This window comes from Acrocarpospora phusangensis, assembly GCF_016862995.1.
Taxonomy (GTDB): Bacteria; Actinomycetota; Actinomycetes; order Streptosporangiales; family Streptosporangiaceae; genus Acrocarpospora; species Acrocarpospora phusangensis.
Genome location: NZ_BOOA01000086.1, coordinates 1 through 24,187, shown reverse-complemented (window position 1 = coordinate 24,187; position 24,187 = coordinate 1). Strand labels below are relative to the sequence as shown.

Genomic DNA, 24,187 nt, shown 5'->3' with positions numbered 1-24,187 from the left:
CGTCTTAGATCACATCCGACGTGGATCTGATGCCTGCCCTGGAGCCCTGCAGTTGCACGAGGCCGCCGACGGGCCGCTGGCGCGGGTGCGCGTACCCGGCGGGGAGATCTCCGCGGCCGGGCTCCGCGCCCTGGCAGCGGATCTCGGGGACGGCTGCGTCGAGCTGACGTCCCGCGCGAACGTGCAGGTCAGGGCGGTGCGCGATCCGGTCGCCTTCGCCGATCGCATCGCGGCGGCGGGTCTGCTGCCGTCGGCCACCCATGAGCGGGTCCGCAACATCGTCGCGTCTCCGCTGACCGGGCTCGGCCCGCGCGGCGTGCTCGGCGTGCGCCCGCTGGTCACCGCCCTGGACCGAGAGCTGATCTCGTGTACGCCGCTGGCCGGCCTGCCCGGCCGTTTCCTGTTCGCCCTGGACGACGGGACCGGGGACGTGGCCGCGCTGGACGCGGACGTGACGGCCGTCCCCCTGGCGGGCGGCGTCGCGGTCCTGCTGGGTGGCACGGATCAGGGGTTGCGCTGCTCCGCCGGGTCGGCCGTGCCGCTGATGCTGGCGGCGGCGGAGAGCTTCCTGGCCGTGCGCGCCGAGGACGGCAGCCACGCGTGGCGGCTGTCCGAGCTTCCGGACGGGCCCGCCAGGACGGCGGCCCGGCTGCCTGAGGCCGCCCGATCCGGCACGTTACGGGACGAACCCGTGGGAGCCGGCCCGGCGCTGCAGGAACTGGTGGGAGTGATCCCGCTGCGGGACGGGACCGCCGCGGTCGGCGCGGCGGTTCCGCTGGGGCGGCTGTCCGCCGCCCAGGTGGAGGTGCTGGCGCGACTGGCCGAGGAGGGCGCGCAGGTGCGGCTGACGCCGTGGCGGGGCGTGGTCGTGCTGGGGCTCACCGGTGACAGGATCGGGTGGGCCGGGGCCCGGCTGGTGGAGGCGGGGCTGGTCACCGATCCGCGGTCGGCGTGGATCGGCGTCTCGGCGTGCGCGGGCCGGCCGGGATGCGCGAAGTCGCTGAGCGACGTACAGGGCGACGCCCGGTCGTCGGTGCCGGTCATTGGTGGCGGGGTGGCCGTGCACTGGGCCGGGTGCGAGCGGCGTTGCGGGCGGCCCCGGGGCGAGGTCGTGGACGTGGTGGCGGTCGAAGGGGGATATCGGGTGGATCGCGGGGGCGTGAGCCGTACGCATCGGGGGTTGCACGCCGTGGTCGAGGACGTGCGGGTCAGGAGGATGGGGTGACTTACGTCCGGGACGGGGCGGAGATCTACCGGCGGTCGTTCGCCACGATCCGCGCCGAGGCGGAGCTGGACGGGCTCCCGCGGGACGTGGCGCGGGTGGCCGTCCGGATGATCCACGCCTGCGGGATGGTGGATCTCGTCCGGGATCTGGCCTGGTCGCCCGGCGTGGTCGCGGCGGCGGAGGCGGCCCTGCGGGGCGGCGCGCCGGTGCTGTGCGACGCCTGGATGGTGGCCTCCGGCGTGACCCGCAGACGGCTGCCCGCCGGCAACGACGTGGTCTGCACGCTGAGCGACCCCCGCGTACCCGCCCTGGCCGGGCGGCTGGGCACCACCAGGAGCGCGGCGGCGCTGGAACTGTGGCGGGACCGCCTGGAGGGCTCGGTCGTGGCCATCGGCAACGCGCCGACGGCGCTCTTCCGGCTGCTGGAGATGATCGACGAAGGCGCGGGACGGCCCGCCGCCGTGCTGGGGGTTCCGGTCGGCTTCATCGGCGCGGCGGAGTCCAAGGACGCGCTCGCCGCCCGCGACGACCTGGAGTTCCTGGTGGTACGGGGACGCCGGGGCGGCAGCGCCATGACGGCCGCGGCGATCAACGCGATCGCGAGCGAAGAAGAATGAACGAGGATGGTGCGAACCAGGTGACCCGGCCCGCGAACAACCCCGGCCGGCTGTACGGCGTCGGCCTCGGCCCCGGGGACCCCGAGCTGGTGACCGTGAAGGCGGCCCGGCTGATCGGCTCCGCCGGGGTGATCGCCTACCACAGCGCCCGCCACGGCCGGAGCATCGCCCGCTCGGTGGCGGCCCCCTACCTGAGCGGCGACCAGGTCGAGGAGGCGCTCGTCTACCCGGTCACCACGGAGACGACCGGCCATCCGGGCGGCTACCAGGGCGCGCTCGACGACTTCTACGCGGCGTGCGCGATCCGGCTGGCGGAGCATCTGGACGCGGGCCGGGACGTGGTCGTGCTGTGCGAGGGCGACCCGATGTTCTACGGGTCGTACATGCACATGCACAAGCGGCTGGCGCACCGGTACGAGACCGAGGTCGTGCCGGGGGTGACGTCGGTGAGCGGGGCGGCGGCCGTGCTGGGGCGCCCGCTGGTCGAGCGGGACGAGACGCTGACGGTCCTGCCGGGCACGCTTCCGGCGGAACGGCTCGCCGCGCACATCGGGTCGGCGGACTCGGTGGCGATCCTGAAGCTGGGCCGTACCTTCGAGAAGGTGCGGGACGCCTTCGCGGCGGCGGGCCGGCTGGACGACGCCTGGTACGTGGAGCGGGCCACCACGGCGGGCGAGCGCATCGCCCCCCTGGCCGACGTGGACCCGGCCTCCGTGCCCTACTTCTCGCTGGCTCTGCTGCCCAGCCCGGTACGCGACCCGGCCGCCCCGCCGGCGCGTACGGCCCCGCCGCCGGCGGCGGGCGAGGTGGCCGTCGTCGGGCTCGGCCCCGCCGGGCGGCCGTGGCTGACGCCCGAGGCGCAGGACGCGCTGATGACCGCCGACGAACTGGTCGGGTACGGGCCCTACCTGGACCGGGTGCCCGCGAACCCGCGCCAGAAGCGGCACGCGACCGACAACCGGGTCGAGGCCGAGCGGGCCGCCCACGCGCTGGAGCTGGCGCTGTCCGGGTCGCGGGTGGCGGTGGTCTCCTCGGGCGATCCCGGCGTCTTCGCGATGGCGAGCGCGGTGCTGGAGGTGGCCTGCGAGGAGCGGTTCGCGGGCGTGCCCGTACGGGTGGTTCCGGGGCTCACGGCGGCGCACGCGGTCGCGGCGCGGGCCGGGGCGCCGCTCGGGCACGACTACTGCGTGATCTCCCTGTCGGACCAGCTCAAACCGTGGGAGGTCGTGGCGGACCGGGTGCGCGCCGCCGCGCGGGCGGATCTGGTGCTGGCCGTGTACAACCCGGCGTCCAGGACCAGGACCTGGCAGGTGGCGGCGGCCCGGGACCTGCTCCTGGAGCATCGCGACCCCGGCACGCCGGTGATCATCGGGCGTGCCGTGGGCTCGCCCGCGGAGGACGTCCGCGTGACCACGCTGGGCGAGCTGGACCCGGCCGGCGTGGACATGCGCTGCCTGCTGATCGTCGGGTCGTCGACCACGCGGATCGTCGCCAGGGAGCGGGGGGACGTCGTGTTCACGCCGCGCCGCTATCCGGCATGAGCCCCCGGCTGCTGATCATCGGGGGGACGGACGAGGCCAGGCGGCTGGCGGCGGCCGTACACGGGCGGATGCGGACGGTCTCGTCGCTGGCGGGGCGGGTGAACGATCCCCGGCTGCCCGAGGGCGAGGTCCGGATCGGCGGGTTCGGCGGGCCCGGCGGGCTCGCCGACTGGCTGCGCGCGGAGCGGGTGGACGTGGTCGTGGACGCGTCGCATCCGTTCGCGGCGCGGATGACCGCCTCCGCCGTGGCGGCGGCCGAGCGCGCGGGGGTTCCGCTGCTGGTGCTGCGCAGGCCCGGCTGGACCGCCGCGCCCGGCGACGACTGGCGGTGGACGGCCACCCTGGAGGAGGCCGCGGCGCTGCTGCCGGCCGTCGGCTCGCGCGCGTTCCTCACGACCGGCCGCCGCAGCCTGGCCGTCTTCGCCCACCTGTCCGGCGTGTGGTTCCTGGCGCGGTCGGTCGACACGCCGGAGCCGCCGTTTCCGCCCCGGATGGAGGTGCTGCTCAGCCGGGGGCCGTACACGCGCGAAGGGGAACTCGCCCTCATGCGCGGGCACCGGATCGACGTGGTCGTCACCAAGGACAGCGGCGGCGCGATGACCTCCGCCAAGCTCGCCGCCGCCCGCGAGCTGAGCCTTCCCGTCGTCGTGGTACGGCGTCCGCCCCCGCCGCCCGGCGTGCGCACGGCGAGCACGGTCGGCGAGGCGGTGGCCTGGCTCGACGCCATACTCGTGCCATGAGCGGGCTCAGATACGGATGGACCACGGGCGCGTGCGCGACCGCCGCGACCACGGCCGCGTACACGGCGCTGCTCACCGGCGAGTTCCCGGACCCGGTCGAGATCGTCCTGCCCAAGGACAGGCGGCCGTCGTTCGCGCTGGCGCGTGAGTCGCTCGGCGACGGGTGGGCGATGGCCGCGATCGTCAAGGACGCGGGCGACGACCCGGACGTGACCCACGGCGCGCTCGTGGTGGCCACGGTACGGCCCGGCGTGCCCGGCTCCGGCGTGGCCTTCCAGGCCGGGCCCGGCGTCGGGACCGTGACCAAGCCCGGCCTGCCGCTCGCCGTCGGGGAGCCCGCGATCAACCCGGTCCCCCGGCGGATGATGACCGACCACGTGACGGCCGTCGCCGCCCGCGACGGCGGCACCGGCGACGTCGTGGTGGAGATCTCCGTCGAAGGCGGGGAGGAGCTCGCCCGCAAGACCTGGAACCCCCGGCTCGGCATCCTCGGCGGCCTGTCCATCCTCGGCACCACCGGCGTCGTCGTCCCGTACTCGTGTTCCGCCTGGATCGACAGCATCCGCCGCGGCGTCGACGTCGCCCGCGCCGCCGGCCACCCCCACGTCGCCGCCTGCACCGGCAGCACCTCGGAACAGGTCGCCACCACCCTGTACGGCCTGCCCGACGACGCCCTCCTCGACATGGGCGACTTCGCCGGCGCCGTCCTCAAATACCTGCGCCGCCACCCCATCCCGCGCCTCACCATCGTCGGCGGCGTCGGCAAACTCGCCAAACTCGCCGACGGCCACCTGGACCTCCACTCCGCCCGCTCCCAGGTCAACCCCGCCTTCCTGGGCGCCCTCGCCGCCGAAGCCGGAGCCTCCCCCGACCTGATCTCCCAGATCGAATCCGCCAACACGGCCCTGCACGCCCTCCGCCTCTCCCAGTCCGCGGACCTCCCCCTCGGCGACCTCATCGCCGCCCGCGCCCGGAGCAGCGCCCTGAACGTCCTGACCGGTTCGCCCGTCTGCGTCGACGTCGTTGTCATCGACCGTGCGGGAGCCGTCGTCGGCCGCGCGCCCGGCGAGCTACCTTGGCGTCCGCCTGTTCGCCCGGAGCCGTAGGACCAGGCCGATCAGGACCGAACTCCCCCCACAAGGAACAGCGGGACAGCGCCGGAGGCCCCCTGCCATGACCTTGCAGCGGCACCCGAGACGTTTCATCGGTCAAGGCCGGGGGCGGGTCGTGGAATACAGGTGGCTGTCCGGAAACGTGGAGGCGCTGAGCGCGCTGCCGACGATGATGACGGCGGTTCGGGTGATGCCGGCGGCGTGGACCTTCGCCGCGATATCGGCCAGGGTGCCGCGCAGCACCGTCTCGTTCGCGCGGCTCGCCCAGGCGACGACGGCCGCGGGACAGTCCGCGCCGTACTCGGGGGTGAGGTCGGCGACGACCGCGTCGACGCGCTGGACGGCGAGGTGCAGGACCATGGTGGCGCGGCTGCGGCTCAGGGTGGGAAGGTCCTCGCGTTCGGGCATGGGGGTCGCGCGAAGCGCCGTGCGGGTGAGGACGATCGTCTGGGCGACGCCGGGGACGGTCAGCTCACGCCCGAGTGTGGCGGCGGCGGCCGCGAAGGCGGGCACCCCCGGCACCACCTCGTAGGGGACGCCCTCGGCGTCCAGGCGGCGCATCTGCTCGGCCATGGCGCTGAAGACGGACGGGTCGCCGGAGTGCAGCCGGGCCACGTCCAGGCCGGCGGTGTTGGCGGCGACCAGTTCGGCGATGATCTCGTCCAGGTTCAGCCGGGCGGTGTCGACCAGCCGCGCGCCCGGCGGGCAGGCGGCGATCAGCTCCGGCGGGACGAGCGAGCCCGCGTACAGGCAGACCGGCAGGCGTTCGATCAGGCGCTGCCCGCGAACCGTGATGAGATCCGGCGCACCCGGACCCGCACCGATGAAGTAAACCGTCACCGCAAGCCACCTGAAAGCTGAATCGTCATCGCATTTCCTCGTAGGATTCGGCCACCGATCAGACGGCGACCTGAAGTCGGATCGTCATCGGCACGCATGGGAGGACTCGCCACTCCGAGACGGCGACCCGGGAGAGATCGTCGCTGGGATATTCCGGCACCTGGCGATGGGCCGGACCGTCCCCCGGAGACAGATCGACATCATGGTCGTCGAAGGACTCGCCGGGCGGTGACCCGGGAGATGGAGCGTCATCGAGGGTCCTCGGAGGGTTTGGTCACCGACCAGATGGTGACCGGGAGGTGGGGGCGCCAGGTGGTGAAGGCGCCGATGGGGGCGGCTCTGCTGACGGAGAGGCGGAGGAGGTCGCCGCCGAGGCGGCCGTACCAGGTGGTGAGGACGGCTTCGGATTCGAGGGTGACCGCGTTGGCGACCAGGCGGCCGCCCGGGCTCAGGCGGGTCCAGCACTGGTCGAGGAGGCCGGGGGTGGTGAGGCCGCCGCCGACGAAGATCGTGGTGGGCGGGATGGTGAGGGCGGTGAGGGCGTCGGGGGCGGAGCCGGTGAGGACGCGCAGCGCGGGGGTGCCGAGGGATTCGGCGTTATCGGCGATGCGGGTGGCGCGGGCCGGGTCGCGTTCGATGGCGATCGCGGTGCCGGTGGGGTGGGCGCGGAGCCATTCGATGGCGATGCTGCCCGCGCCCGCGCCGATGTCCCAGAGGATGCCGTCGGTGCCGAGCAGGCCGAGGGTGACCGCGCGGACCTCGCGCTTGGTGAGCTGGCCGTCGTGGTCGAAGCTGTCGTCGGGGAGGCCGGGCACGCGCGGGGGCACCGGCGTGCCGGGGGCGGCGAGGCATTCGACGGCCACGATGTTGAGCGGGTCCGGGTCGTCTCCCCAGATGGCCCAGCCCGCGGCGGTGGTGTGGCGGACGTGCTCGCCGGGCGCGCCCAGGAGCTCCAGGACGCTGAAGGGGCTTTCGCCGTACCCGGCGTTGATGAGGAGTTCCGCCACGCGGGCGGGGTCGGCGCCGAGCACCAGGAGGCGTTCGCCGGGGCGCAGGGCCGCGTTGAGCGCGGCGAGCGGGCGGCCGACGGCGCTGACCACGTGGGTACGCTCGACCGGCCAGCCCATGCGCGCGCACGCCAGCGAGACCGACGACGGCGAGGGCACGATCCTGACGTTCTCCCTGCCGAGGATGCGGACCAGGGTCGAGCCGATGCCGTGGAACATGGGGTCGCCGCTCGCCAGGACGCAGACCCGGCGCCCGCCGTACCCGGCGAGCAGGCCCGGCAGCGCCGGAAGCAGGGGCGAGGGCCAGGTGACCTGCTCGGCGTAGGTCGCGACCAGGGCGAGCTGCCGGGCACTGCCCATCAGCACGTCCGCGCTCTCGATCTCCCGCCGCGCGGCCGGCGACAGCCCGTCCCATCCGTCGGCGCCGATCCCCACGACGACCACCGGGTACGTCATGACCAACAGTCCCAGGGAGCGGTGCCCGCGTGAGTTCGCCGCCTGGCTCGGCCGGGCCACTGGGACCTGGGTCGATCCAGGTGATCGCGGGACCCGGCCGGGGAAGTCATCGCGGATGTCGTCCGGTGACGGACCCGGCCAGGGTGCCGTCGCGGGTCAGGCATGGGGGACGTTTCCTAGGATTCGGGTGATTCTGATTTCGATGACGACGCGTTCCGGGTTGGGGCGAGGCTGGCGGTAGCGGGCGGCGTAGCGGTTCTCGGCGTCGGCGATCGAGGCGGGATCGTCGCGGACGACGGCGCGGCCTTCGAGGGTGGACCAGCGGCGGCCGTCCACCTGGCAGACGGCGACGAACGCGCCTTCCGGTCCGGCCGCACGGACGTGTTCGGCCTTGCGGGACCGGCCGCTGGTGATCACTCGGGCCGTGTCGCCGTCCAGGGTCACGCCGACGGGCACGACGTGGGGCGTGCCGTCCGGGCGGATCGTGGTGAGCGTGCAGAGGTGCCGTTCCTTCCAGAACGTCTCGAAACTCATGAGCACTCCTCTACGAATCGCGCGGCCAGCACCGGACTGCCCGCCCAGTGCAGGTGCAGGTAGGAGGCCAGCACCCGACCGGAAGCGTATCCGTCGCCACCGTCAACCCATCGCCACACCGGGTTCCCCGGCGGGGTGCACACCGTCCGGTGGAACTCATGCCCCCGATACCGCTCCCCCGCCCGCGTCATCACCGATTCCCGTACGGCTACCGCGTCCCGATACCCCAAAGTCAGCCGTCCGGTCATTTCGGCTTTGGCGTCGACGATCCCGCACATCGGGTGGCCGTCGAGCTCCTGGCTCAGATAGAGCAGTCCCGCGCATTCCGCCACAACCACACCCCCGTTCGCCACGAACGCGGTCATCCGCGCTCGAAGCCGCTCATTGGCGGACAATTCCTCGGCATACATCTCCGGAAATCCGCCAGGAAGGATCACGCCTCGCGTACCCTCCGGCAGGTCCTCATCCCGTACCGGATCAAAGGTCACGACCTCAGCGCCCGCAGCGGCCAGCAACTCCACCTGCTCCGCGTAACCGAAGGTGAAGGCCGCTCCCCCGGCCACGGCGACCCGAGGCCCCGCGCCCGCAGAGCCACTGCTCGAAGGCCCGTCGCCCAGGGTCCGGACGTTCGGAAGGCCGATGCTCGAAGGCCCGTCGCCCAAGGTCCCGACGTTCGGAAGACCGACGCTCAGATGCCCGTCGCCCAAGGTCCCGGCGTTCGAAAGGCCGACGCTCAGATGCCCGTCGCCCAAGGTCCCGGCGTTCGAAAGGCTGATGCTCAGGGGCCTGGCGCCGAGAGGGGTGCCACCCGAAGGTCTCGCGTCCCATTCCCCGGTGCCCAGGGCTGCGAGGGCGTCGGCCGGGTTCCACGGCGTCCCCGCTATCGGGCCGACGGTGTGTGCTTGGGCGACAAGTCCGGATATATCACAGCTTGAGTCGATCAAAGTGGCGAGGGCGGAGATGGCCTCCGCCGCCTCGGTACGGCGTTCGGCGACCGGGATGAGCCCGAGATGACGAGACGGGGTGGCCGCGTCGGCGGTGCGGGGGATCGCGCCGAGGACGGGGATGCCGGTGGATTCGAGGGCCTCCCGGCACACCTCCTCGTGCCGGGCCGAACCGACACGGTTGAGGATCACTCCCGCCAGGCGCACCCGGGTGTCGTACGAGGCGAACCCGTGCACCAGAGCCGCCACGGAACGCCCTTGGCCGGTGGCGTCCACGACCAGCACGACCGGCGCTTGGAGCAGCCGCGCGACATGCGCGGTCGAGGCGAAGTCACCAGCCCCGCGCATCCCGTCATAAAGACCCATCACGCCCTCGATGACCGCGATGTCGGCATCGGCCGCACCATGCAGGAAGAGCGGGACGATCAAGTCTTCCGACGTGAGCCAAGGATCCAGATTCCGGCCAGGACGACCGGTGGCCAGAGCGTGATAGCCGGGATCGATGTAATCCGGCCCCACCTTGTGCGGAGAGACATCCAGTCCACTCCGCACCAGCGCCGCCATCAGCCCGGTGGCGATGGTCGTCTTCCCCGCCCCGGAAGCCGGAGCGGCGACGACCAGCCGAGGCACCATCACCATTCCAACCCTATCGACCCCAACGTTCCGCCGCCCTCCCACATCACGAAACCCACAACATCACACGACCGCCCCAAGCCACCGCACAAGGCAGCCGCTCCCCCCACCTCGGTCACAGAACCCGCCGCCATCCTTCCGCCACACATCGCGATGTCAGGCATCACATGACCGCCCCAGACCGTCACAATTCCCGGCCCTGCGCCCCCGCCAGCAGATCGCAGAGGGCTACCATTCGATGCCCTTCTGGCCCTTCTGGCCGGTGTCCATCGGGTGTTTGAGTTTGGTCATCTCGGTGACCAGGTCGGCCAGGGCGAGCAGGTCGGGGTGGGCGTCGCGGCCGGTGATGACGACGTGCTGGGCGCCGGGGCGGCTCGTCAAAGTCGTGGTGACGTCGTCGATGTCGATCCAGCCCCATTTGATGGGGTAGGTGAACTCGTCTAGGACGAGCAGGCGGTAGGTCTCGGCGGCGAGGTCGCGTTTGATCTGGTTCCAGCCTTCGCGGGCGTCGGCGGCGTGATCCTCCTCGGTGCCCGCCTTCTTGATCCAGGACCAGCCTTCGCCCATCTTGTGCCAGACGACGGGCGGGCCGATCTCGCCGAGGGCGCGCAGGGCGGCCTCCTCGCCGATGCGCCATTTAGCGGACTTCACGAACTGGAACACGCCGATCGGCCAGCCCTGGTTCCAGGCGCGCAGGGCGAGCCCGAATGCGGCGGTGGACTTGCCCTTGCCGGGACCGGTGTGCACGATGACGAGCGGCCGGTTACGGCGCTGCCGGGTGGTGAGGCCGTCTTCCGGCACGTGTTCAGGCTTGCCCTGCGGCATCTGACCCCTCCTGGCGATTCACGCGACCATCCTCGTGGCCCGGACCACTTGGGCCAGTGCTCCGTCTGCGAGCGAGTCCAAGCGGACGGCCAAAGCGCCCATGCCGGCGGCCAGTTCGGCGGCCAGGCCGAGCCGTACGGGGCCGGACTCGCAGTCGACGACGACGGTGCTGACCCGGGTGAGCAGACCGGCGGCGCGCCTGGGGTCCGGTCCTGAGGTGGCGCGGCCGTCGGTGACGACGACGAGCAGCGGACGGCGGGCCGGGTCGCGCAGGTGCTCCACCCGGAGCACGTCGGCGGCCTTGAGCAGACCGGCCGCGAGCGGCGTACGACCGCCCGTGCGCAGTTCGCGCATGCGCGCGGCCCCCGCCTCCACCGACGAGGTCGGCGGCAGCACCAACTCGGCCGTATCCCCCCGGAAGGTGATCAGCCCGACCTTGTCCCGCCGCTGGTACGCGTCGAGCAGCAGGCTCAGCACGGCCGCCTTGACCGCGCCCATGCGCTTGCGCGCCGCCATCGACCCGCTGGCGTCCACGGCGAACAGCACGAGGTTGCCCTCCCTGCCTTCGCGTACGGCCTCGCGTAAGTCGGATTTGACGATCCGCAGGCCGGGTCCGGCCACGCCGCGCGAGCGCTGGTGGGGGGCCGCCGCCCGGAGCGTGGCCGTCAGGTGCACGCTCGTGATCCGCCCTTCGGGCAGACGCGATCCCGACGTACGCCCGTCCGGGGTTCGTGCCCGTGAGCGTCGCCCGGGGACGCCCGTGCCGACGCCGGGGACGGTGAACACGCGGGCCCGATAGGGCGTACCGGCCTGGGCGAAGGCATCTTCAACGGTCAGAGAATCCGACCCCGAGGCGTCCGGGGACCGGGCAGCGCCTGCCTGGCCGACACCCGCCTCACGCGGATCGCGGGAACCACGGGAATCACGGGAATCACGAAGGTCTCCCGAATCGCGGAGATCGCCTGAATCGCGGGGATCCGCCGATGGAGAGCCGGACTCCGCATCAGATTCCGCGTCACCCGACTCCGGTTCCGAACTCGGCTCCGATGTATCGAAATTTCCGGCCTCGGGGTCTTCCGGGCGCCCATCGGGGTCGTCGTCCGGGTAGTCGTCGAAGTCGTTCAGCAGTTCGTCGAGCCGCGCTTCGTCCAGGCCGGGCGCGTCGAAGGGATCCCGCCGCCGCCGATGCGGCAGCGCCAGCCGCGCCGCCGCCCGCACGTCCGCCGACCCCACCCGCGCACGCCCCTCCCACGCCGCGTGCGCCATGGCCGCGTGCGCGGTGACGATGTCCGCCCGCATGCCGTCCACCTCGAACCCGGCGCAGACCGTCGCGATCTGCTTCAACGCCGCGTCCGGCAGCACCACCCCGGGCAGCAGCGCGCGGGCCTCCGCGATCCGCCGCGCCAGCTCCGCCTCCTCCGCCGCCCAGCGCCCCGCGAACCCCTCCGGATCGAGCTCGTACGCGAGCCGCCGCCGGATGACCTCCGCCCGTTCCGCCGGATCCCGCGACGCCCGCGCCTCCACGGTGAGCCCGAACCGGTCGAGCAGCTGCGGCCGCAGCTCCCCCTCCTCGGGATTCATCGTCCCCGAGAGCAGGAACCTGGCGGAATGCCGCACCGACACCCCTTCCCGCTCGACGTAGCACGTCCCGAGCGCGGCGGCGTCCAGCAGCAGGTCGACCAGGTGGTCGTGGAGCAGGTTCACCTCGTCCACGTACAGGATGCCCCGGTGCGCCGCCGCCAGCAGGCCCGGCTCGAACGCCTTCACGCCTTCGGTCAGCGCCCGCTCAAGATCGAGCGACCCGGCCAGCCGGTCCTCGGACGCGCCCACCGGCAGTTCGACCAGCCGCGCGGCGCGTACCGAGCCGTCACCCGAATGCGGCGCGTCGGGGCAGAGGGGGTCGGGGGCCGCCGGGTCACAGGAGAAGCGGCAGCCGTCGGCCACCGCGACCGGGGGCAGCAGCGCGGCCAGCGCCCGCACGATGGTCGACTTGGCCGTGCCCTTCTCCCCGCGGACCAGCACCCCGCCCACCCGCGGCGAGACCGCGTTGAGCACGAGCGCGAGTTTCAGATCCGCCAGCCCGACGACGGCGCTGAAGGGATAAGTCACGCGAAATACCAACTTTCCTCAAAGGCCCGGAGATCCGGAATCCGCACGTCAGCACTCACTCAAGGAGACCCTTCAAGAAAGTCCGGGGATATCTCCCGGGACCGCCGGGAAGCATCCCTCGGCGGTTCCCATCGCGGTAAACGAAGGTTCCAGCGGTCCCCGAATCCGGTCAATTCCACTCGCCCCAGCGGCGGCACATCCACCCGCCGGTACGCCTCCGCCGGCAGCTCCAGCGCCGCCACCAGCGCGGCCCGGACGACCGCGGGATGCGTGACCGCCACCACCCGCCCGGACGGGAGCGCGCCGAGCCACTCCCCCATCCGGCCGATCAGCCCGGCCACCGACTCCCCGCCGTGCGGCGCGGCCCCGGGATCCGCCAGCCAGGCCCGCACGCCCTCGGGCTCCGCCGCCGCCACCTCGGCCAGCGACAACCCGCGCCAGCGCCCGTGATCGCAGTCCCGCAGCCCGGGATCGGCGACCGCCGCCAACCCCAGCCACCGCGCCGTCCCCAGGCACCGCTCCTCCGGCCCGCACCGGCCTTCGGCACCGGCCAAACCGGGAGAATCCGGCAAGGGCTCCAGGAGATCACCGGGCGAGGGGAAGGCGGCGGCCCGCATGGCCGCCGTCCTCCCATGCGCGACCAAGGTCACCCGAGAGGCCACCTCAGGCCGGTACGGCCACGCCGGCCACCCGCTCACTCCGGTACAAGAGGTACGCGTACGACACCCCCAGCACGCCCCACAGCACGACCTGGGTCCCCAGCGAGGAGACCCGGAAGTCCCACAGCAGATCGGCGGGGAAGCCCTCGGGAACCTCCGACACGGCCGGCAGGAAGATCCACGCCGCCGCGACCGGGAGCAGGAACCCCAGCCCGGTCGCCAGCCAGCGCACGGGCTCCCCGTTGACCTCGAAGATCCGGTGCGCGACCGCGGCCGCGGCCGCCGCCAGCAGCCCGATCGCGACCGCGACCAGGTAGAGCGAGGTGCGCGAGCCGATCGTCTCCGGATCCCCCACCGCGGGCGGGTTGGCCGGATATTTCACGAACGGCACCAGGACGACGGCGACGAACCCGGCCGCCGCCAGGCCGACCGCCAGCGCGCTCCCCGAGCGGGGGCCGACGCGCCCCCGGACCAGCGCGAACGCCAGGCCGAAGAGGCCGCCGACGGCCATGCCGTACAGGGCGGTGGCGAGGAACAGGCCGCCCACCTGGCCGGACCTGCTGACCAGGGGAGCCTCCGCGTGCGTGTGCCCGGCGGCGGCCTCTTCGAGGGCGATGGCCGCGTCGATGTGCGGCTCGCCCGCGAAGAACGCGAACGCGCCCGCCGCCAGTCCTGCGATGATTCCGGCGAGCAGGCCCCGGACGAAGAGTGAGCGGATCATCAGTGGCAGGGGACGCCGAGCAGGTGACGCCCATCGTGCATGAGTTCGTGCAGGTAGTCGCCGGCCTGCGAGATGGCTCCCTGGTCGAAGGTGACCAGGTAGGCCAGCAGCAGGAGGGCGGGCACGGCGAGCGCCCACCAGGCGAGGCTGCGAAGGGGAATGGGCTGGACGTGGGGGGCTGAGAGCTGGCTCACGCCACGGTCCTCCTCCGGGATTACGCGTCCCTGTCGTCGGTCTGTGGCGGGTGGTGACCTGGCTCCCCTCATCGGGAGGGTTACAGTGGCGCGACCGCACCGGATTTACACCGGATTTCCCTCACGCCGCCACAATTCACCGGGAACGTATCCCTGAACGGACAAACCCGTCAACCTGTCAGCCTTCGCCGGTGAGCGCGGCCACCAGGTCCGCGGCGGTCCTGCACCGGTCGAGCAGCTCTCCGACGTGCGCCTTCGTCCCGCGCAGGGGCTCCAGGGTGGGCACCCGCTGGAGCGACTCCCGCCCGGGGATGTCGAAGATCACCGAGTCCCAGGACGCGGCGGCCACGGACTCGCTGTACTGCCGCAGGCAGCGCCCCCGGAAGTAGGCCCGGGTGTCGTTCGGCGGCGTCTCGATGGCCCGCTCGACGTCCTCCTCGGTCACCAGCCGCTGCATCCGGCCACGGGCCACCAGGCGGTTGTACAGGCCACGGTCGGGGCGGATGTCCGCGTACTGGAGGTCCACCAGGCCCAGGCGGGGGTGCGACCAGGGCAGGTTGTCCCGCGTCCGGTACCCTTCCAGGAGCTCCAGCTTGGCCACCCAGTCCAGTTCGCGCGACAGCTGCATCGGGTCCTCGGCCAGCCGGGTCAGCACCGACTCCCACCGGTTCAGCACGTCCTTGGTCATCTCGTCCACGCCCGCGCCGTACCGGTCCTCGACGTACTTGCGGGCCTGCTCCAGATACTCCATCTGGAGCTGCACGGCGGTCATCTTGCGGCCGTTGCGCAGCGAGATCTCGTACTTGCAGGTGGGGTCGTGGGAGACCGCGCGGAGGGCGGCGACGGGCGACTCGACGGACAGGTCCCCGGTGAGGAAGCCGTCCTCGATCATCGCGAGGACCAGCGCCGTCGAACCCAGCTTCAGATAGGTGGATATTTCCGACATGTTGGCGTCGCCGATGATCACGTGGAGGCGGCGGTACTTCTCCGGGTCGGCGTGCGGCTCGTCCCGGGTGTTGATGATCGGCCGCTTCAGCGTGGTCTCCAGGCCGACCTCGACCTCGAAGAAGTCGGCGCGCTGGCTGATCTGGAAGCCGTCGCCCCGGGAGTCCTGCCCGATGCCGACCTTCCCGGCCCCGCACACCACCTGCCGCGACACGAAGAACGGCGTCAGATGCCGGACGATGTCCGCGAAGGGCGTGGCCCGCCGCATCAGGTAGTTCTCGTGGCAGCCGTAGGAGGCGCCCTTGCTGTCGGTGTTGTTCTTGTAGAGCTGGATGGGCGCGTTGCCCGGCATGGCCGAGGCCCGGACGGCCGCGTCGTGCATGACACGCTCGCCCGCCTTGTCCCAGATGACCGCCGCCCGGGGGTTGGTGCACTCCGGCGTGGAGTACTCCGGGTGGGCGTGGTCCACGTACAGCCGCGCGCCGTTGGTGAGGATCACGTTGGCCAGGCCCAGATCCTCGTCGGTCAGCTGGCTGGAGTCGGCCGCCTCCCTGGCCAGGTCGAAGCCCCGCGCGTCGCGCAGCGGGTTCTCCTCTTCGAAGTCCCATCGGGCCCGCCTGGCGCGCGCGGCCGACGCCGCGAGGTACGCGTTGACGACCTGCGAAGAGGTCACCATCGCGTTCGCCCCGGGCTGACCGGGCACGGCGATGCCGTACTCGGTCTCGATGCCCATCACCCGCCGTACCGTCATGCGCACCCCATGGCTGTCGTTCCGCCGTTTATATCCCGAGCCTAGCCCCTCATCTATGCCCGGTTACCCGACAGTTACGGCAGAGAACCGACTATTCGTTTCGCACGGGTCTCCGTCCGCCGAGAATCCGGCGGAGCAATCGCTGGCCAGGACGGTCGATCAGCTTGTAAACGAGATACGCGAGCACTATAGACGCGGCCATTGTCAGCGCGGTGAGCAGCCACGGGTTCAGCGTGTCGCGCAGGCCCGGGATGAGCACCGCCGAGACGTTCTGGTGCAGCAGGTAGAGCGGGTACGTGAGCGCGCCCACCGTGGTGAGCGGAGCCCACCTGATCCAGGCCAGCCAGCCGAGGGCCACCGCCGCCATGAGCAGGAAGATGAGCGTGATCGCCACGATGACGGCCTCCGGCGGCGCCGGGAACCGCTTGAGCCCGATGGCGTCCACCCGGCTCTGTACGCGCTCCAGAGCCGCGTACACGGCGAAGGCGTACCCGACCAGGACGAACCCCCAGCGGGTCACCGAGGAGCCCACCCGGTGGATCAGGTAGAACGCCATGCCCGCGATGAAGTACGGCGCCTGCCTGGGCATCACGATCTCGGTCACCAGGTCGTTCTCCAGGTACTCGGCCACGATCACCAGGACCAGCCAGACCCACATGAAGGCCATGGCGCGGCGCAGGTTGATGCCGATGACGACGATGATCGAGATGAGGAAGTAGAACTTCAGCTCCACCCAGAGCGACCAGAAGACGCCGCCCGCGTGCAGGACGCCGAAGGCCTCCTGGAACATGGTGAGGTTGATCAGGTAGTGGACCGGGTAGAGATTGCCCTTGAAGCCGGTCACGTCCGTGTAGGTGTACAGGACGTAGAGGGCGACGACGGTGAACCAGTAGGCGGGGTAGAGGCGCGAGATCCGGGAGACCGCGAACTTGCCGAGGCTGCGGCCCCAGGCGCTCATCAGGATGACGAAGCCGCTGATCAGGAAGAACAGTTCGACGCCGAGGATGCCGAGGGTGGTGACCCGGTTCACGGGGGCGAAGATCTCGGTCGGGTAGTCGCCCCAGAGCGACCTGCTCGCGGCCATGAAGTGGAAGGCCATCACCGCGAACGCGGCGACGAAACGCAGCAGGTCGAGTTCGACGAGCCTGGGCTCGCCCCCGGGGCGTACCGGCTCGGCCAGGACCGGCGCGGGTGCGGCCCGGCGCGGCGGCGGCGAGGAGGGCCGGCGGCGGCGTCTCCGGGTGGGCGCCGAGGTCACGTGAGAACTCCCCGCTTGAACACCACAATCCCCCGTAAGTCCGGCGTGTTCCGTTTACCCAAGTCACTGAGATCGCACTAGAACGCCCAAGTATCACGTAAAGAGTGCGTTCCAGGCCACCGGACCGGTGGAAAACGCCGAAAGCGGCGCGCCCCCGGAGGGAACGCGCCGCTTTCGCAGCCGTGCTACAGGTACTGGCCGGTGTTGGCCACCGTGTCGATGGAGCGGCCGGCCTCGGTGCCCTGCTTGCCCTGCACGAGGGTGCGGATGTAGACGATCCGCTCGCCCTTCTTGCCGGAGATGCGGGCCCAGTCGTCCGGGTTGGTGGTGTTCGGCAGGTCCTCGTTCTCGCGGAACTCGTCCACGCAGGCCGCCATCAGATGCTGGATCCGAAGGCCCTTCTGCCCGGTCTCGAGGAACTGCTTGATCGCCATCTTCTTGCCGCGGTCGACGATGTTCTGGATCATCGCGCCGGAGTTGAAGTCCTTGAAGTACAGGACTTCCTTGTCGCCGTTGGCGTAGGTCACCTCGAGGAAGCGGTTCTCCTCGATCTCGGTGTACATGCGCTCGACCACCCGCTGGATCATCTCGGCGATCGTGCCCTCGCGGCTGCCGCCGTGCTCGGCCAGGTCGTCGCCGTGCAGCGGAAGCTCGGAGATCAGGTACTTCGAGAAGATGTCCTTCGCCGCCTCGGCGTCCGGCCGCTCGATCTTGATCTTGACGTCCAGGCGGCCGGGCCGCAGGATCGCCGGGTCGATCATGTCCTCGCGGTTGGAGGCGCCGATGACGATGACGTTCTCCAGGCCCTCCACGCCGTCGATCTCCGACAGCAGCTGGGGCACGATGGTGTTCTCGACGTCGGAGGAGACGCCCGAGCCGCGGGTCCGGAAGATCGAGTCCATCTCGTCGAAGAACACGATCACCGGGGTGCCCTCGGAGGCCTTCTCCCTGGCCCGCTGGAAGACCAGGCGGATGTGCCGCTCGGTCTCGCCCACGTACTTGTTGAGCAGCTCGGGGCCCTTGATGTTGAGGAAGAAGCTCTTGCCGGACTGGCCGGTCTTCTCCGCGACCTGCTTGGCCAGGGAGTTGGCGACGGCCTTGGCGATGAGCGTCTTGCCGCAGCCGGGCGGGCCGTACAGCAGGACGCCCTTCGGCGGGCGGAGCTTGTGCTCGCGGAACAGGTCGGCGTGCAGGTAGGGCAGCTCGATGGCGTCCCTGATCTGCTCGATCTGGCCGCGGAGGCCGCCGATCTCGTCGTAGGAGATGTCGGGGACCTCTTCGAGGACCAGTTCCTCCACCTCGGACTTGGGGATGCGCTCGTAGACGTAACCCGAACGCGGCTCAAGCAGCAGCGAGTCGCCGGACCTGATCGGCTGCTCCAGCAGCGACTCGGCCAGCTTGACCACGCGCTCCTCGTCGGCGTGCGAGATGACCAGGGCGCGCTGGCCGTCCTCGAGGAGTTCCTTGAGCATGACGATCTCGCCGACGTCCTCGAAGCCGAGGGCCTCGACCACGTTCAGCGCCTCGTTCAGCATGACCTCCTGGCCACGCTTGAGCGAGTCGACGTCCACGGCCGGGCTCACGTTCACCCGGAGCTTGCGCCCCCCGGTGAACACCTCGATCGTGCCGTCCTCCCGGGCCTCCAGGAACACGCCGAAGCCGGACGGCGGCTGGGCCAGCCGGTCGACCTCCTCCTTGAGAGCCACGATCTGGTCCCTGGCCTCCTTGAGGGTGGAGACCAGGCGTTCGTTCTGGCTGGTGAGCGCCGCCACCTGGGCCTGCACGTCGTGCAGCCGCTCTTCGAGGACCCTGGCCTGCCGCGGGGACTCGGCGAGTTTGCGACGCAGCGCGGTGATCTCCTCCTGAAGGAAGGAGACCTGAGTTGTGAGGTCAGCGACCTCCCGTTCGCGCTGCGCGGCCCGAGCCTCAGCGTCATCGCGAGCTGCCACGCCCGTCACCTCCTTCCATTCGAGGAAAGACTACTCAAGTCACTACCAATCTGACGGCCTTAAAAAACGTGGCCGACTGGTGTTCGTCTCGTTACGTTGAGTGCCTGGTGATTTGGTGCCTTTTCGACTGGTTCATAGACGTGAGCACATCGAACACATGGTTTGTTCCCCGTGTCACGCCTCTTTGCCGGTTCGCCGCTAAATCGTCACTGACCTTCGGTTCCCTCCCCGTACGCGCCCTTGGACGGACGCCTGCGTCGCGGCGGCGGCGTGACACCGTCCGCCATGCGGCGGGCGGTGACGAGGAACCCGGTGTGGCCGACCATCCGGTGGTCGGGCCGGACCGCGAGCCCCTCGACATGCCAGTCGCGAACCAAGGTCTCCCACGCGTGGGGCTCGGTGAAACTCCCGTGCTCCCTGATGGTCTCTACCGTCTTGGACAACTGTGTCGTAGTTGCAACATAACAACAGATAACACCACCTGGGGTGAGTGCTCTGGCCGAGGCGTCGACGCACTCCCAGGGGGCCAGCATGTCCAGGATGATCCGGTCCACGTCGGTCTCGTCCAGCGCCTCGTTGAAGTCGCCGACCACCAGCCGCCACTGCTTCAGCTCGCCGCCGAAGAACTTCTCCACGTTCTTGGTGGCCACCTCGGCGAAGTCCGCGCGCCGCTCGTAGGAGGTGAGCGAGCCCTCGTGGCCGACCGCCCGGAGCAGGAAGCAGCTGAGCGCGCCCGAGCCCACGCCGGCCTCGACCACCTTCGCGCCCGGGAAGATGTCGGCCATGGCCACGATCTGCCCGCAGTCCTTCGGGTAGATCACGGCCGCGCCGCGCGGCATGGAGAGCGTGTAGTCCTGGAGCAGGTGACGGAAGGCCAGGTACTGGGTGCCGCCCGAGGAGCGCACCACGGAACCCTCCGGCTGACCGATCAGGTCGGTGTGCGGGATCCATCCCTTGTGCGTGTGAAAGACCCCGTCCTCTTTCAGCGTCAGCGTGTGCCGCTTGTTCTTGGGGTCGGTGAGCTGAACCTGATCCCCGGCCTGGAACGGGCCGTGCCTGCGAAAACCCATGGGCGCAAGGCTATCTTCGTTCCACTGGTACGGCTCCTGCGTACAAACCGCCCAAGAGGGGGCTAAATCAACTCGCGGAGACCTCTTCGGCCTGGTAGCAAAGGGGTCATGCTCCCCCGTGAAACGATCCCCGCCGGGCCGGTCGACCTCCGTCCTCCCACCGACGCGGACATCGACGCCATCACCCGGGCCTGCGCCGACCCCGAGATCGCCAGGTTCATCCCGCTCGTCCCGGTGCCGTACGAGCGGGCGGACGCCCAGTTCTGGAAGGACAAGCTGGCCGAGCAGACCTGGGCCGACGGCGGCGCCGAGTTCGTGATGGCCGACCCCGCGAGCGGCGAGCTCCAGGGCGTGATCGGGGTGAAGCCGCCCGACCGGCTCGGCAACGTGGAGATCGGCTACTGGACGGCGCCCTGGGGGCGTGGCAAGGGCGCCGCGACGGCGGCCGTCCGGGCCCTGTCGGCGTGGCGTTTCGCTCAGGGCGCAGCGCGCATGGACCTGCTGACCGACGTCGAGAACCTGGGCTCCCAGAAGGTGGCGATGGCCGCCGGCTACACCCGGGAGGGCATCCGGCGCGGCGCCGGCACCCTGCGCGACGGCTCCCGCTGCGACCTGGTGTCCTTCGCCCGGCTGGCGACGGACTCCGGCGACCCGATCCGGCCCTACCTGCCGGACCTGCCCGCCGACGGGCTCACCGACGGCGTGATCCGCCTGGTACGGCTCACGCCCGCCGACGCCGCCGACTACCACCGCATGGCGGGCGACCCCGTGGTCATGGCCCACCACGTGCCCCCTGGGCCGGTGGCGTACGCCGACACGGCGGCGCGCTGCCGTACCGCCGGCTACCGCTGGCTGGCCGGCGAGCAGGCCGAGATCGCGATCAGGGACGCGGCCACCGGCGCGTTCACGGGCGACATCCAGCTCTCCAACGTGGTCCCGCCGCTGAGCGAGGCCATGATCGGCTACAGCCTGCTGCCCGAGTGCCGGGGGAAGGGCTACGCCACCCGCGCGGCCACGCTCCTGGTGGACTGGGTCTTCGCGAACACCGCGATCCACCGCGTGATCGCCGGGACCGTGCCGGGCAACACCGCCTCGCACCGGGTGCTGGAGCGCGCCGGCTTCACCCGGGAGGGCGTCGCGCGGGAACTGCTGCCGGGCCCGGACGGCACCCGGCAGGACGACGTGCGGTGGGTCAGGCTGCGCCCGACTCCTTCCTGAGCTTGGCGAAGGCGGCGTCGGTCCGCAGCAGCGCCTGGTCGATCTCGTCGTCGGTGTGCGCCGTGGACAGGAACCAGTTGTGCCACGGGTGCAGGTAGACGCCCTCGGCCAGGCATGCGGCGGCCCAAGCGATCCCCTGGGCCAGGGTGTCGTCGCCCGCGAACGACAGCCACGGGATCTGGGCGGGCCCGGTCTGGCTGACCTGGAAGCCGTGCGCGGCGGCCTGGGCGGCCAGGCCGGACCGCAGGCGCTCGCCCGCGCGTTCCATCAGCGCGACGCCGTCGCCGTCCCTGAGGATCTCGATGGTGGCCTTGGCGGCGGCCATGGCGCTCGCGGAGAACCAGAAGGAGCCGGTGGAGTAGAGGGTCTGGGCCGGGCCGCGCAGCGCGTCCACGCCCGTCACGGCCGCGATGGGGTGGCCGTTGGCCATGGCCTTGCTCCACGCCGACAGGTCCGGCCGCACGCCGAAGGCCTCCCACGAGCCGCGCAGGTCCAGCCGCCAGCCCGCGCGCACCTCGTCGATGACCAGCGCGGCCCCGATCCGGTCGGCCAGCGCGCGCACGCCCCGGGCGAACCCGGCCTCGGCCGGGGCCTGGTCCTCGAACGAGTCGTGCTTGAACGGGGTGACCAGGATCGCGGCGACGTCGCCGTCGTGGGCCGCGGCGGCGGCCTCCACGGCGGCCAGGTCGTTGTACTCGAACTCGACGTTGTCGGCCCGCTGGCTGGCCGTCACGCCCGACAGGCCGGGCGTGCACCACGGGTCGGCCCCGTGGTAGGCGCCGTGCGCCACCAGCACCTTGGCCCGGCCGGTGGCCGCCCTGGCCACCATCAGCGCCTGGGTGGTGGCGTCGGTGCCGTTCTTGGAGAACATGGCCCAGTCGGCGGCCGGGATCAGGTCCACCAGCAGTTCGGCCAGCTCCACCATGATCGGGCCGGGCCCGTTGAGGCAGTCGCCCTGGGCCTGCTGGGCGGCCGCGGCGGCCTCCACGACCGGGTTGCGGTGGCCCACGATCATGGGGCCCCAGCTGCACATCAGGTCGATGTACTCCCGGCCGTCCGCGTCCCACTGCCGGGCGCCCTCGCCCCGGACGAAGAACTGCGGGTAGGTGTCGCCGTGCAGGGCGGCGTTGAGGTGGCCGTACATCCCGCCGGGGATGACCTTGGCGGCCCTCGCCCGCAGATCGGCGTCGATCGACATGTGGCTCCTCGTGGTGGCTGGTGGGGTCACTGGCCGGACAGCAGGCCGCGGGCGTCGCTCAGGCCCGCGTCGGAGCCGAGGCCGCCGGCCACGCGGGCGGCGACGGCGGTGCCGAGCCGGGCGGCGTCGAGCACGGAGCGGCCGTCCAGGAGGCCGGCGATGAAGCCGGCGCAGTAGGCGTCGCCGCAGCCGGTGGTGTCCACGACCTCGATGTCCAGGGCGGGCACGCGGGAGGCGCCCTCGGCGGTGGCCACCAGGCTGCCCTCGGCGCCCAGGGTGATCAGGACGGCGGCCGGGCCCTCGGCGAGCAGCGCGGTGGCCGCCTCCTCGACGGTGGCGGCGCCGGTGATCATGAGGGCCTGCTCCTCGTTGGGCAGGAAGTAGTCCAGGTGCGGGAGGAAGGTCTTCGCGGCCGGCATCAGGTCCGGCATGTTGGACAGCAGGTCCATGGTGACGACCGTGCCGCCCGCGCGGGCCTCGTCGAGCAGGGCGAAGAAGGCGGGGTCGTGCAGGCTCCAGGTGGCGTCCATGCCGCCCAGGTGGACCAGCTCCGCGCCCAGGACCAGGGCCGGGTCGAAGTCGGCGAGGCCGAAGCCGAGATTGGCGCCGGGCACGTGGAAGGACGGGCGGCCGCCGTCCGGGCGGATCGGGAGGATCGACGCGGCGGTCTGCTCGCCGGACTTTCGCGCCACACCCGCCACATCGACGCCGTGTCTGGCCATAATCATGAGTAGGAAGTCGCCGAGCTCGTCGTCCCCGACCGCTCCCGCGGAGGCGACCGGGACGCCGAGTCTGGCGAGATCGACCGCCGTGCCCGCGGCGGCCCCGGCGGCCGTGATCCGGACCTGCTCCACCAGATGCGTGTCCTGGCCGGCCGGGATGGACTCCACCGGGCGAGCCAGCACGTCCACGATGTGGACGCCCAGCGTGACGACGGTCATGCCCTGGATAATAGACGGGCGTCCGACTAAAATGTCAACAGCCGGTGTGACGGGGGGAATCGTGCCGAAGATCGTGAACCACGAGGAGCGCCGCCAGGAGGTCGTGGCGGCCGCGCGACGCATCATCCTGCGGGACGGCATCGAGGCGGCCACCACCCGCGCCATCGCCAAGGAGGCCGGGTACTCCAACGGCGTCCTCACCCACTACTTCAGCGACAAGGACGACATCCTGCTGTCCGCCCTCCAGTCCTCGCACCGCCGGATCACGGCGCGGCTGATGGACAAGCTGGCGGGCCGTACCGGGCTGGCGGCCCTGCGCGAGGTGCTGCTGGACAACCTGCCGCTCGACGACGAGCGCGTGCAGGAGACCGGCCTGGAGATCGGCTTCTGGGCGCGCAGCATCGGCTCGCCCGCCCTGCTCCAGGTGCAGCGGGAGGAGGCGGGCGACCTGCGCCGCCTGGTCCGCGCCCTGCTCCAGTCCGCCCGCGACTCCGGCGAGCTGACCACCGCCGAGAACCTCGATGACGTCACCGAACGCCTGCTGGCCCTGGTCGACGGCCTCAGCGTGCACCGCCTGCTCTACCCGGCCGACGACGCCCGCATGGAGCGCATCATGACCGCCGAACTCGACCGCTTGTGACATTGGCTGTGACATTGGCCGATCCTCCGGATCGGCGGGCTTGGCCGCCGGGGAGCCGGT

General features: G+C 71.6%; 22 protein-coding genes and 1 riboswitch. Of the genes, 7 read left to right on the top strand and 15 right to left on the bottom strand.

Annotated elements, in window-relative coordinates:
• Positions 1-52: 52 nt before the first annotated feature.
• The 5 genes from Aph01nite_RS34295 to Aph01nite_RS34275 are packed head-to-tail and all read left to right on the top strand — an operon-like array spanning position 53 to position 5,229.
• On the top strand, positions 53-1,225 hold the full coding sequence (locus tag Aph01nite_RS34295) for a ferredoxin-like domain-containing protein (RefSeq protein ID WP_239162197.1): 1,173 nt from the start codon (positions 53-55) through the stop codon (positions 1,223-1,225).
• Positions 1,222-1,842, top strand: a complete 621-nt coding sequence (locus Aph01nite_RS34290) for a precorrin-8X methylmutase (RefSeq protein WP_204045208.1) — start codon at positions 1,222-1,224, stop codon at positions 1,840-1,842. The genes Aph01nite_RS34295 and Aph01nite_RS34290 overlap by 4 nt, the downstream gene beginning before the upstream one ends.
• Positions 1,839-3,383: a precorrin-2 C(20)-methyltransferase gene (locus Aph01nite_RS34285; RefSeq protein ID WP_204045207.1), complete on the top strand. Its 1,545-nt coding sequence runs from the start codon at positions 1,839-1,841 to the stop codon at positions 3,381-3,383. Before Aph01nite_RS34290 ends, Aph01nite_RS34285 begins: the two co-directional genes overlap by 4 nt.
• Positions 3,380-4,123 carry a cobalt-precorrin-6A reductase gene (locus tag Aph01nite_RS34280; protein ID WP_204045206.1) on the top strand — a complete coding sequence of 248 codons (744 nt, stop codon included), beginning with the start codon at positions 3,380-3,382 and terminating at the stop codon, positions 4,121-4,123. The genes Aph01nite_RS34285 and Aph01nite_RS34280 overlap by 4 nt, the downstream gene beginning before the upstream one ends.
• Positions 4,120-5,229, top strand: a complete 1,110-nt coding sequence (locus tag Aph01nite_RS34275; protein WP_204045205.1) for a cobalt-precorrin-5B (C(1))-methyltransferase — start codon at positions 4,120-4,122, stop codon at positions 5,227-5,229. Before Aph01nite_RS34280 ends, Aph01nite_RS34275 begins: the two co-directional genes overlap by 4 nt.
• A gap of 102 nt (positions 5,230-5,331) precedes the next feature.
• On the opposite strand, the gene cobM is transcribed toward Aph01nite_RS34275, so the two are convergent.
• The 13 genes from cobM to Aph01nite_RS34210 form a co-directional block, all read right to left on the bottom strand.
• Entirely contained in the window at positions 5,332-6,075 is a 744-nt protein-coding gene (gene cobM / locus Aph01nite_RS34270) for a precorrin-4 C(11)-methyltransferase (RefSeq protein WP_204045204.1), read from the bottom strand.
• Between the two features lie 248 nt (positions 6,076-6,323).
• Positions 6,324-7,538, bottom strand: coding sequence for a precorrin-6y C5,15-methyltransferase (decarboxylating) subunit CbiE (gene cbiE / locus Aph01nite_RS34265; protein ID WP_204045203.1), 1,215 nt, complete (start codon positions 7,536-7,538; stop codon positions 6,324-6,326).
• A gap of 156 nt (positions 7,539-7,694) precedes the next feature.
• A complete protein-coding gene (locus Aph01nite_RS34260; RefSeq protein ID WP_204045202.1) occupies positions 7,695-8,072 on the bottom strand; it encodes a PPOX class F420-dependent oxidoreductase in 378 nt (125 codons plus the stop codon).
• Positions 8,069-9,649 carry a cobyrinic acid a,c-diamide synthase CobB gene (locus Aph01nite_RS34255; RefSeq protein ID WP_204045219.1) on the bottom strand — a complete coding sequence of 527 codons (1,581 nt, stop codon included), beginning with the start codon at positions 9,647-9,649 and terminating at the stop codon, positions 8,069-8,071. Before Aph01nite_RS34255 ends, Aph01nite_RS34260 begins: the two co-directional genes overlap by 4 nt.
• Positions 9,650-9,877: 228 nt before the next feature.
• Positions 9,878-10,474 carry a cob(I)yrinic acid a,c-diamide adenosyltransferase gene (gene cobO / locus Aph01nite_RS34250; protein WP_204045201.1) on the bottom strand — a complete coding sequence of 199 codons (597 nt, stop codon included), beginning with the start codon at positions 10,472-10,474 and terminating at the stop codon, positions 9,878-9,880.
• A gap of 18 nt (positions 10,475-10,492) precedes the next feature.
• The gene (locus Aph01nite_RS34245; protein WP_239162196.1) at positions 10,493-12,583 is read right to left on the bottom strand and encodes a magnesium chelatase subunit D family protein; all 2,091 of its coding nucleotides are present in this window, start codon (positions 12,581-12,583) and stop codon (positions 10,493-10,495) included.
• A 59-nt stretch (positions 12,584-12,642) separates the two neighbouring features.
• Positions 12,643-13,233 carry a histidine phosphatase family protein gene (locus Aph01nite_RS34240; protein ID WP_239162195.1) on the bottom strand — a complete coding sequence of 197 codons (591 nt, stop codon included), beginning with the start codon at positions 13,231-13,233 and terminating at the stop codon, positions 12,643-12,645.
• A 13-nt stretch (positions 13,234-13,246) separates the two neighbouring features.
• Positions 13,247-13,963: a CbtA family protein gene (locus Aph01nite_RS34235; protein ID WP_204045199.1), complete on the bottom strand. Its 717-nt coding sequence runs from the start codon at positions 13,961-13,963 to the stop codon at positions 13,247-13,249.
• A complete protein-coding gene (locus Aph01nite_RS34230) occupies positions 13,963-14,157 on the bottom strand; it encodes a CbtB domain-containing protein (protein WP_204045198.1) in 195 nt (64 codons plus the stop codon). Before Aph01nite_RS34230 ends, Aph01nite_RS34235 begins: the two co-directional genes overlap by 1 nt.
• A 42-nt stretch (positions 14,158-14,199) precedes the next feature.
• A riboswitch (adenosylcobalamin (AdoCbl) riboswitch) is annotated at positions 14,200-14,291 on the bottom strand.
• Positions 14,292-14,335: 44 nt separating this feature from the next.
• Positions 14,336-15,853: a depupylase/deamidase Dop gene (gene dop, locus Aph01nite_RS34225; protein ID WP_204045197.1), complete on the bottom strand. Its 1,518-nt coding sequence runs from the start codon at positions 15,851-15,853 to the stop codon at positions 14,336-14,338.
• Between the two features lie 91 nt (positions 15,854-15,944).
• Complete coding sequence (locus Aph01nite_RS34220) at positions 15,945-17,111, bottom strand: acyltransferase family protein (protein WP_204045196.1); 1,167 nt, start codon at positions 17,109-17,111, stop codon at positions 15,945-15,947.
• A 185-nt stretch (positions 17,112-17,296) separates the two neighbouring features.
• Positions 17,297-19,069, bottom strand: a complete 1,773-nt coding sequence (arc, locus tag Aph01nite_RS34215; RefSeq protein ID WP_204045195.1) for a proteasome ATPase — start codon at positions 19,067-19,069, stop codon at positions 17,297-17,299.
• A 197-nt stretch (positions 19,070-19,266) separates the two neighbouring features.
• Complete coding sequence (locus Aph01nite_RS34210; protein WP_204045194.1) at positions 19,267-20,130, bottom strand: tRNA (adenine-N1)-methyltransferase; 864 nt, start codon at positions 20,128-20,130, stop codon at positions 19,267-19,269.
• Positions 20,131-20,238: 108 nt separating this feature from the next.
• Here Aph01nite_RS34210 and Aph01nite_RS34205 point away from each other — a divergent pair, with 108 nt between their 5' ends.
• Complete coding sequence (locus Aph01nite_RS34205) at positions 20,239-21,348, top strand: GNAT family N-acetyltransferase (RefSeq protein WP_204045193.1); 1,110 nt, start codon at positions 20,239-20,241, stop codon at positions 21,346-21,348.
• On the opposite strand, the gene Aph01nite_RS34200 is transcribed toward Aph01nite_RS34205, so the two are convergent.
• Together Aph01nite_RS34200 and Aph01nite_RS34195 are read right to left on the bottom strand one after the other, a co-directional pair.
• The gene (locus Aph01nite_RS34200; RefSeq protein ID WP_204045192.1) at positions 21,323-22,546 is read right to left on the bottom strand and encodes an aminotransferase class III-fold pyridoxal phosphate-dependent enzyme; all 1,224 of its coding nucleotides are present in this window, start codon (positions 22,544-22,546) and stop codon (positions 21,323-21,325) included. The two genes, Aph01nite_RS34205 and Aph01nite_RS34200, sit on opposite strands and share 26 nt — an antisense overlap.
• 26 nt (positions 22,547-22,572) lie before the next feature.
• Complete coding sequence (locus Aph01nite_RS34195) at positions 22,573-23,487, bottom strand: carbohydrate kinase family protein (protein ID WP_204045191.1); 915 nt, start codon at positions 23,485-23,487, stop codon at positions 22,573-22,575.
• Positions 23,488-23,548: 61 nt separating this feature from the next.
• Here Aph01nite_RS34195 and Aph01nite_RS34190 point away from each other — a divergent pair, with 61 nt between their 5' ends.
• Positions 23,549-24,127 (top strand): TetR/AcrR family transcriptional regulator, encoded by a 579-nt coding sequence (locus tag Aph01nite_RS34190; protein ID WP_204045190.1) that lies wholly within the window; start codon positions 23,549-23,551, stop codon positions 24,125-24,127.
• Positions 24,128-24,187: the final 60 nt, after the last annotated feature.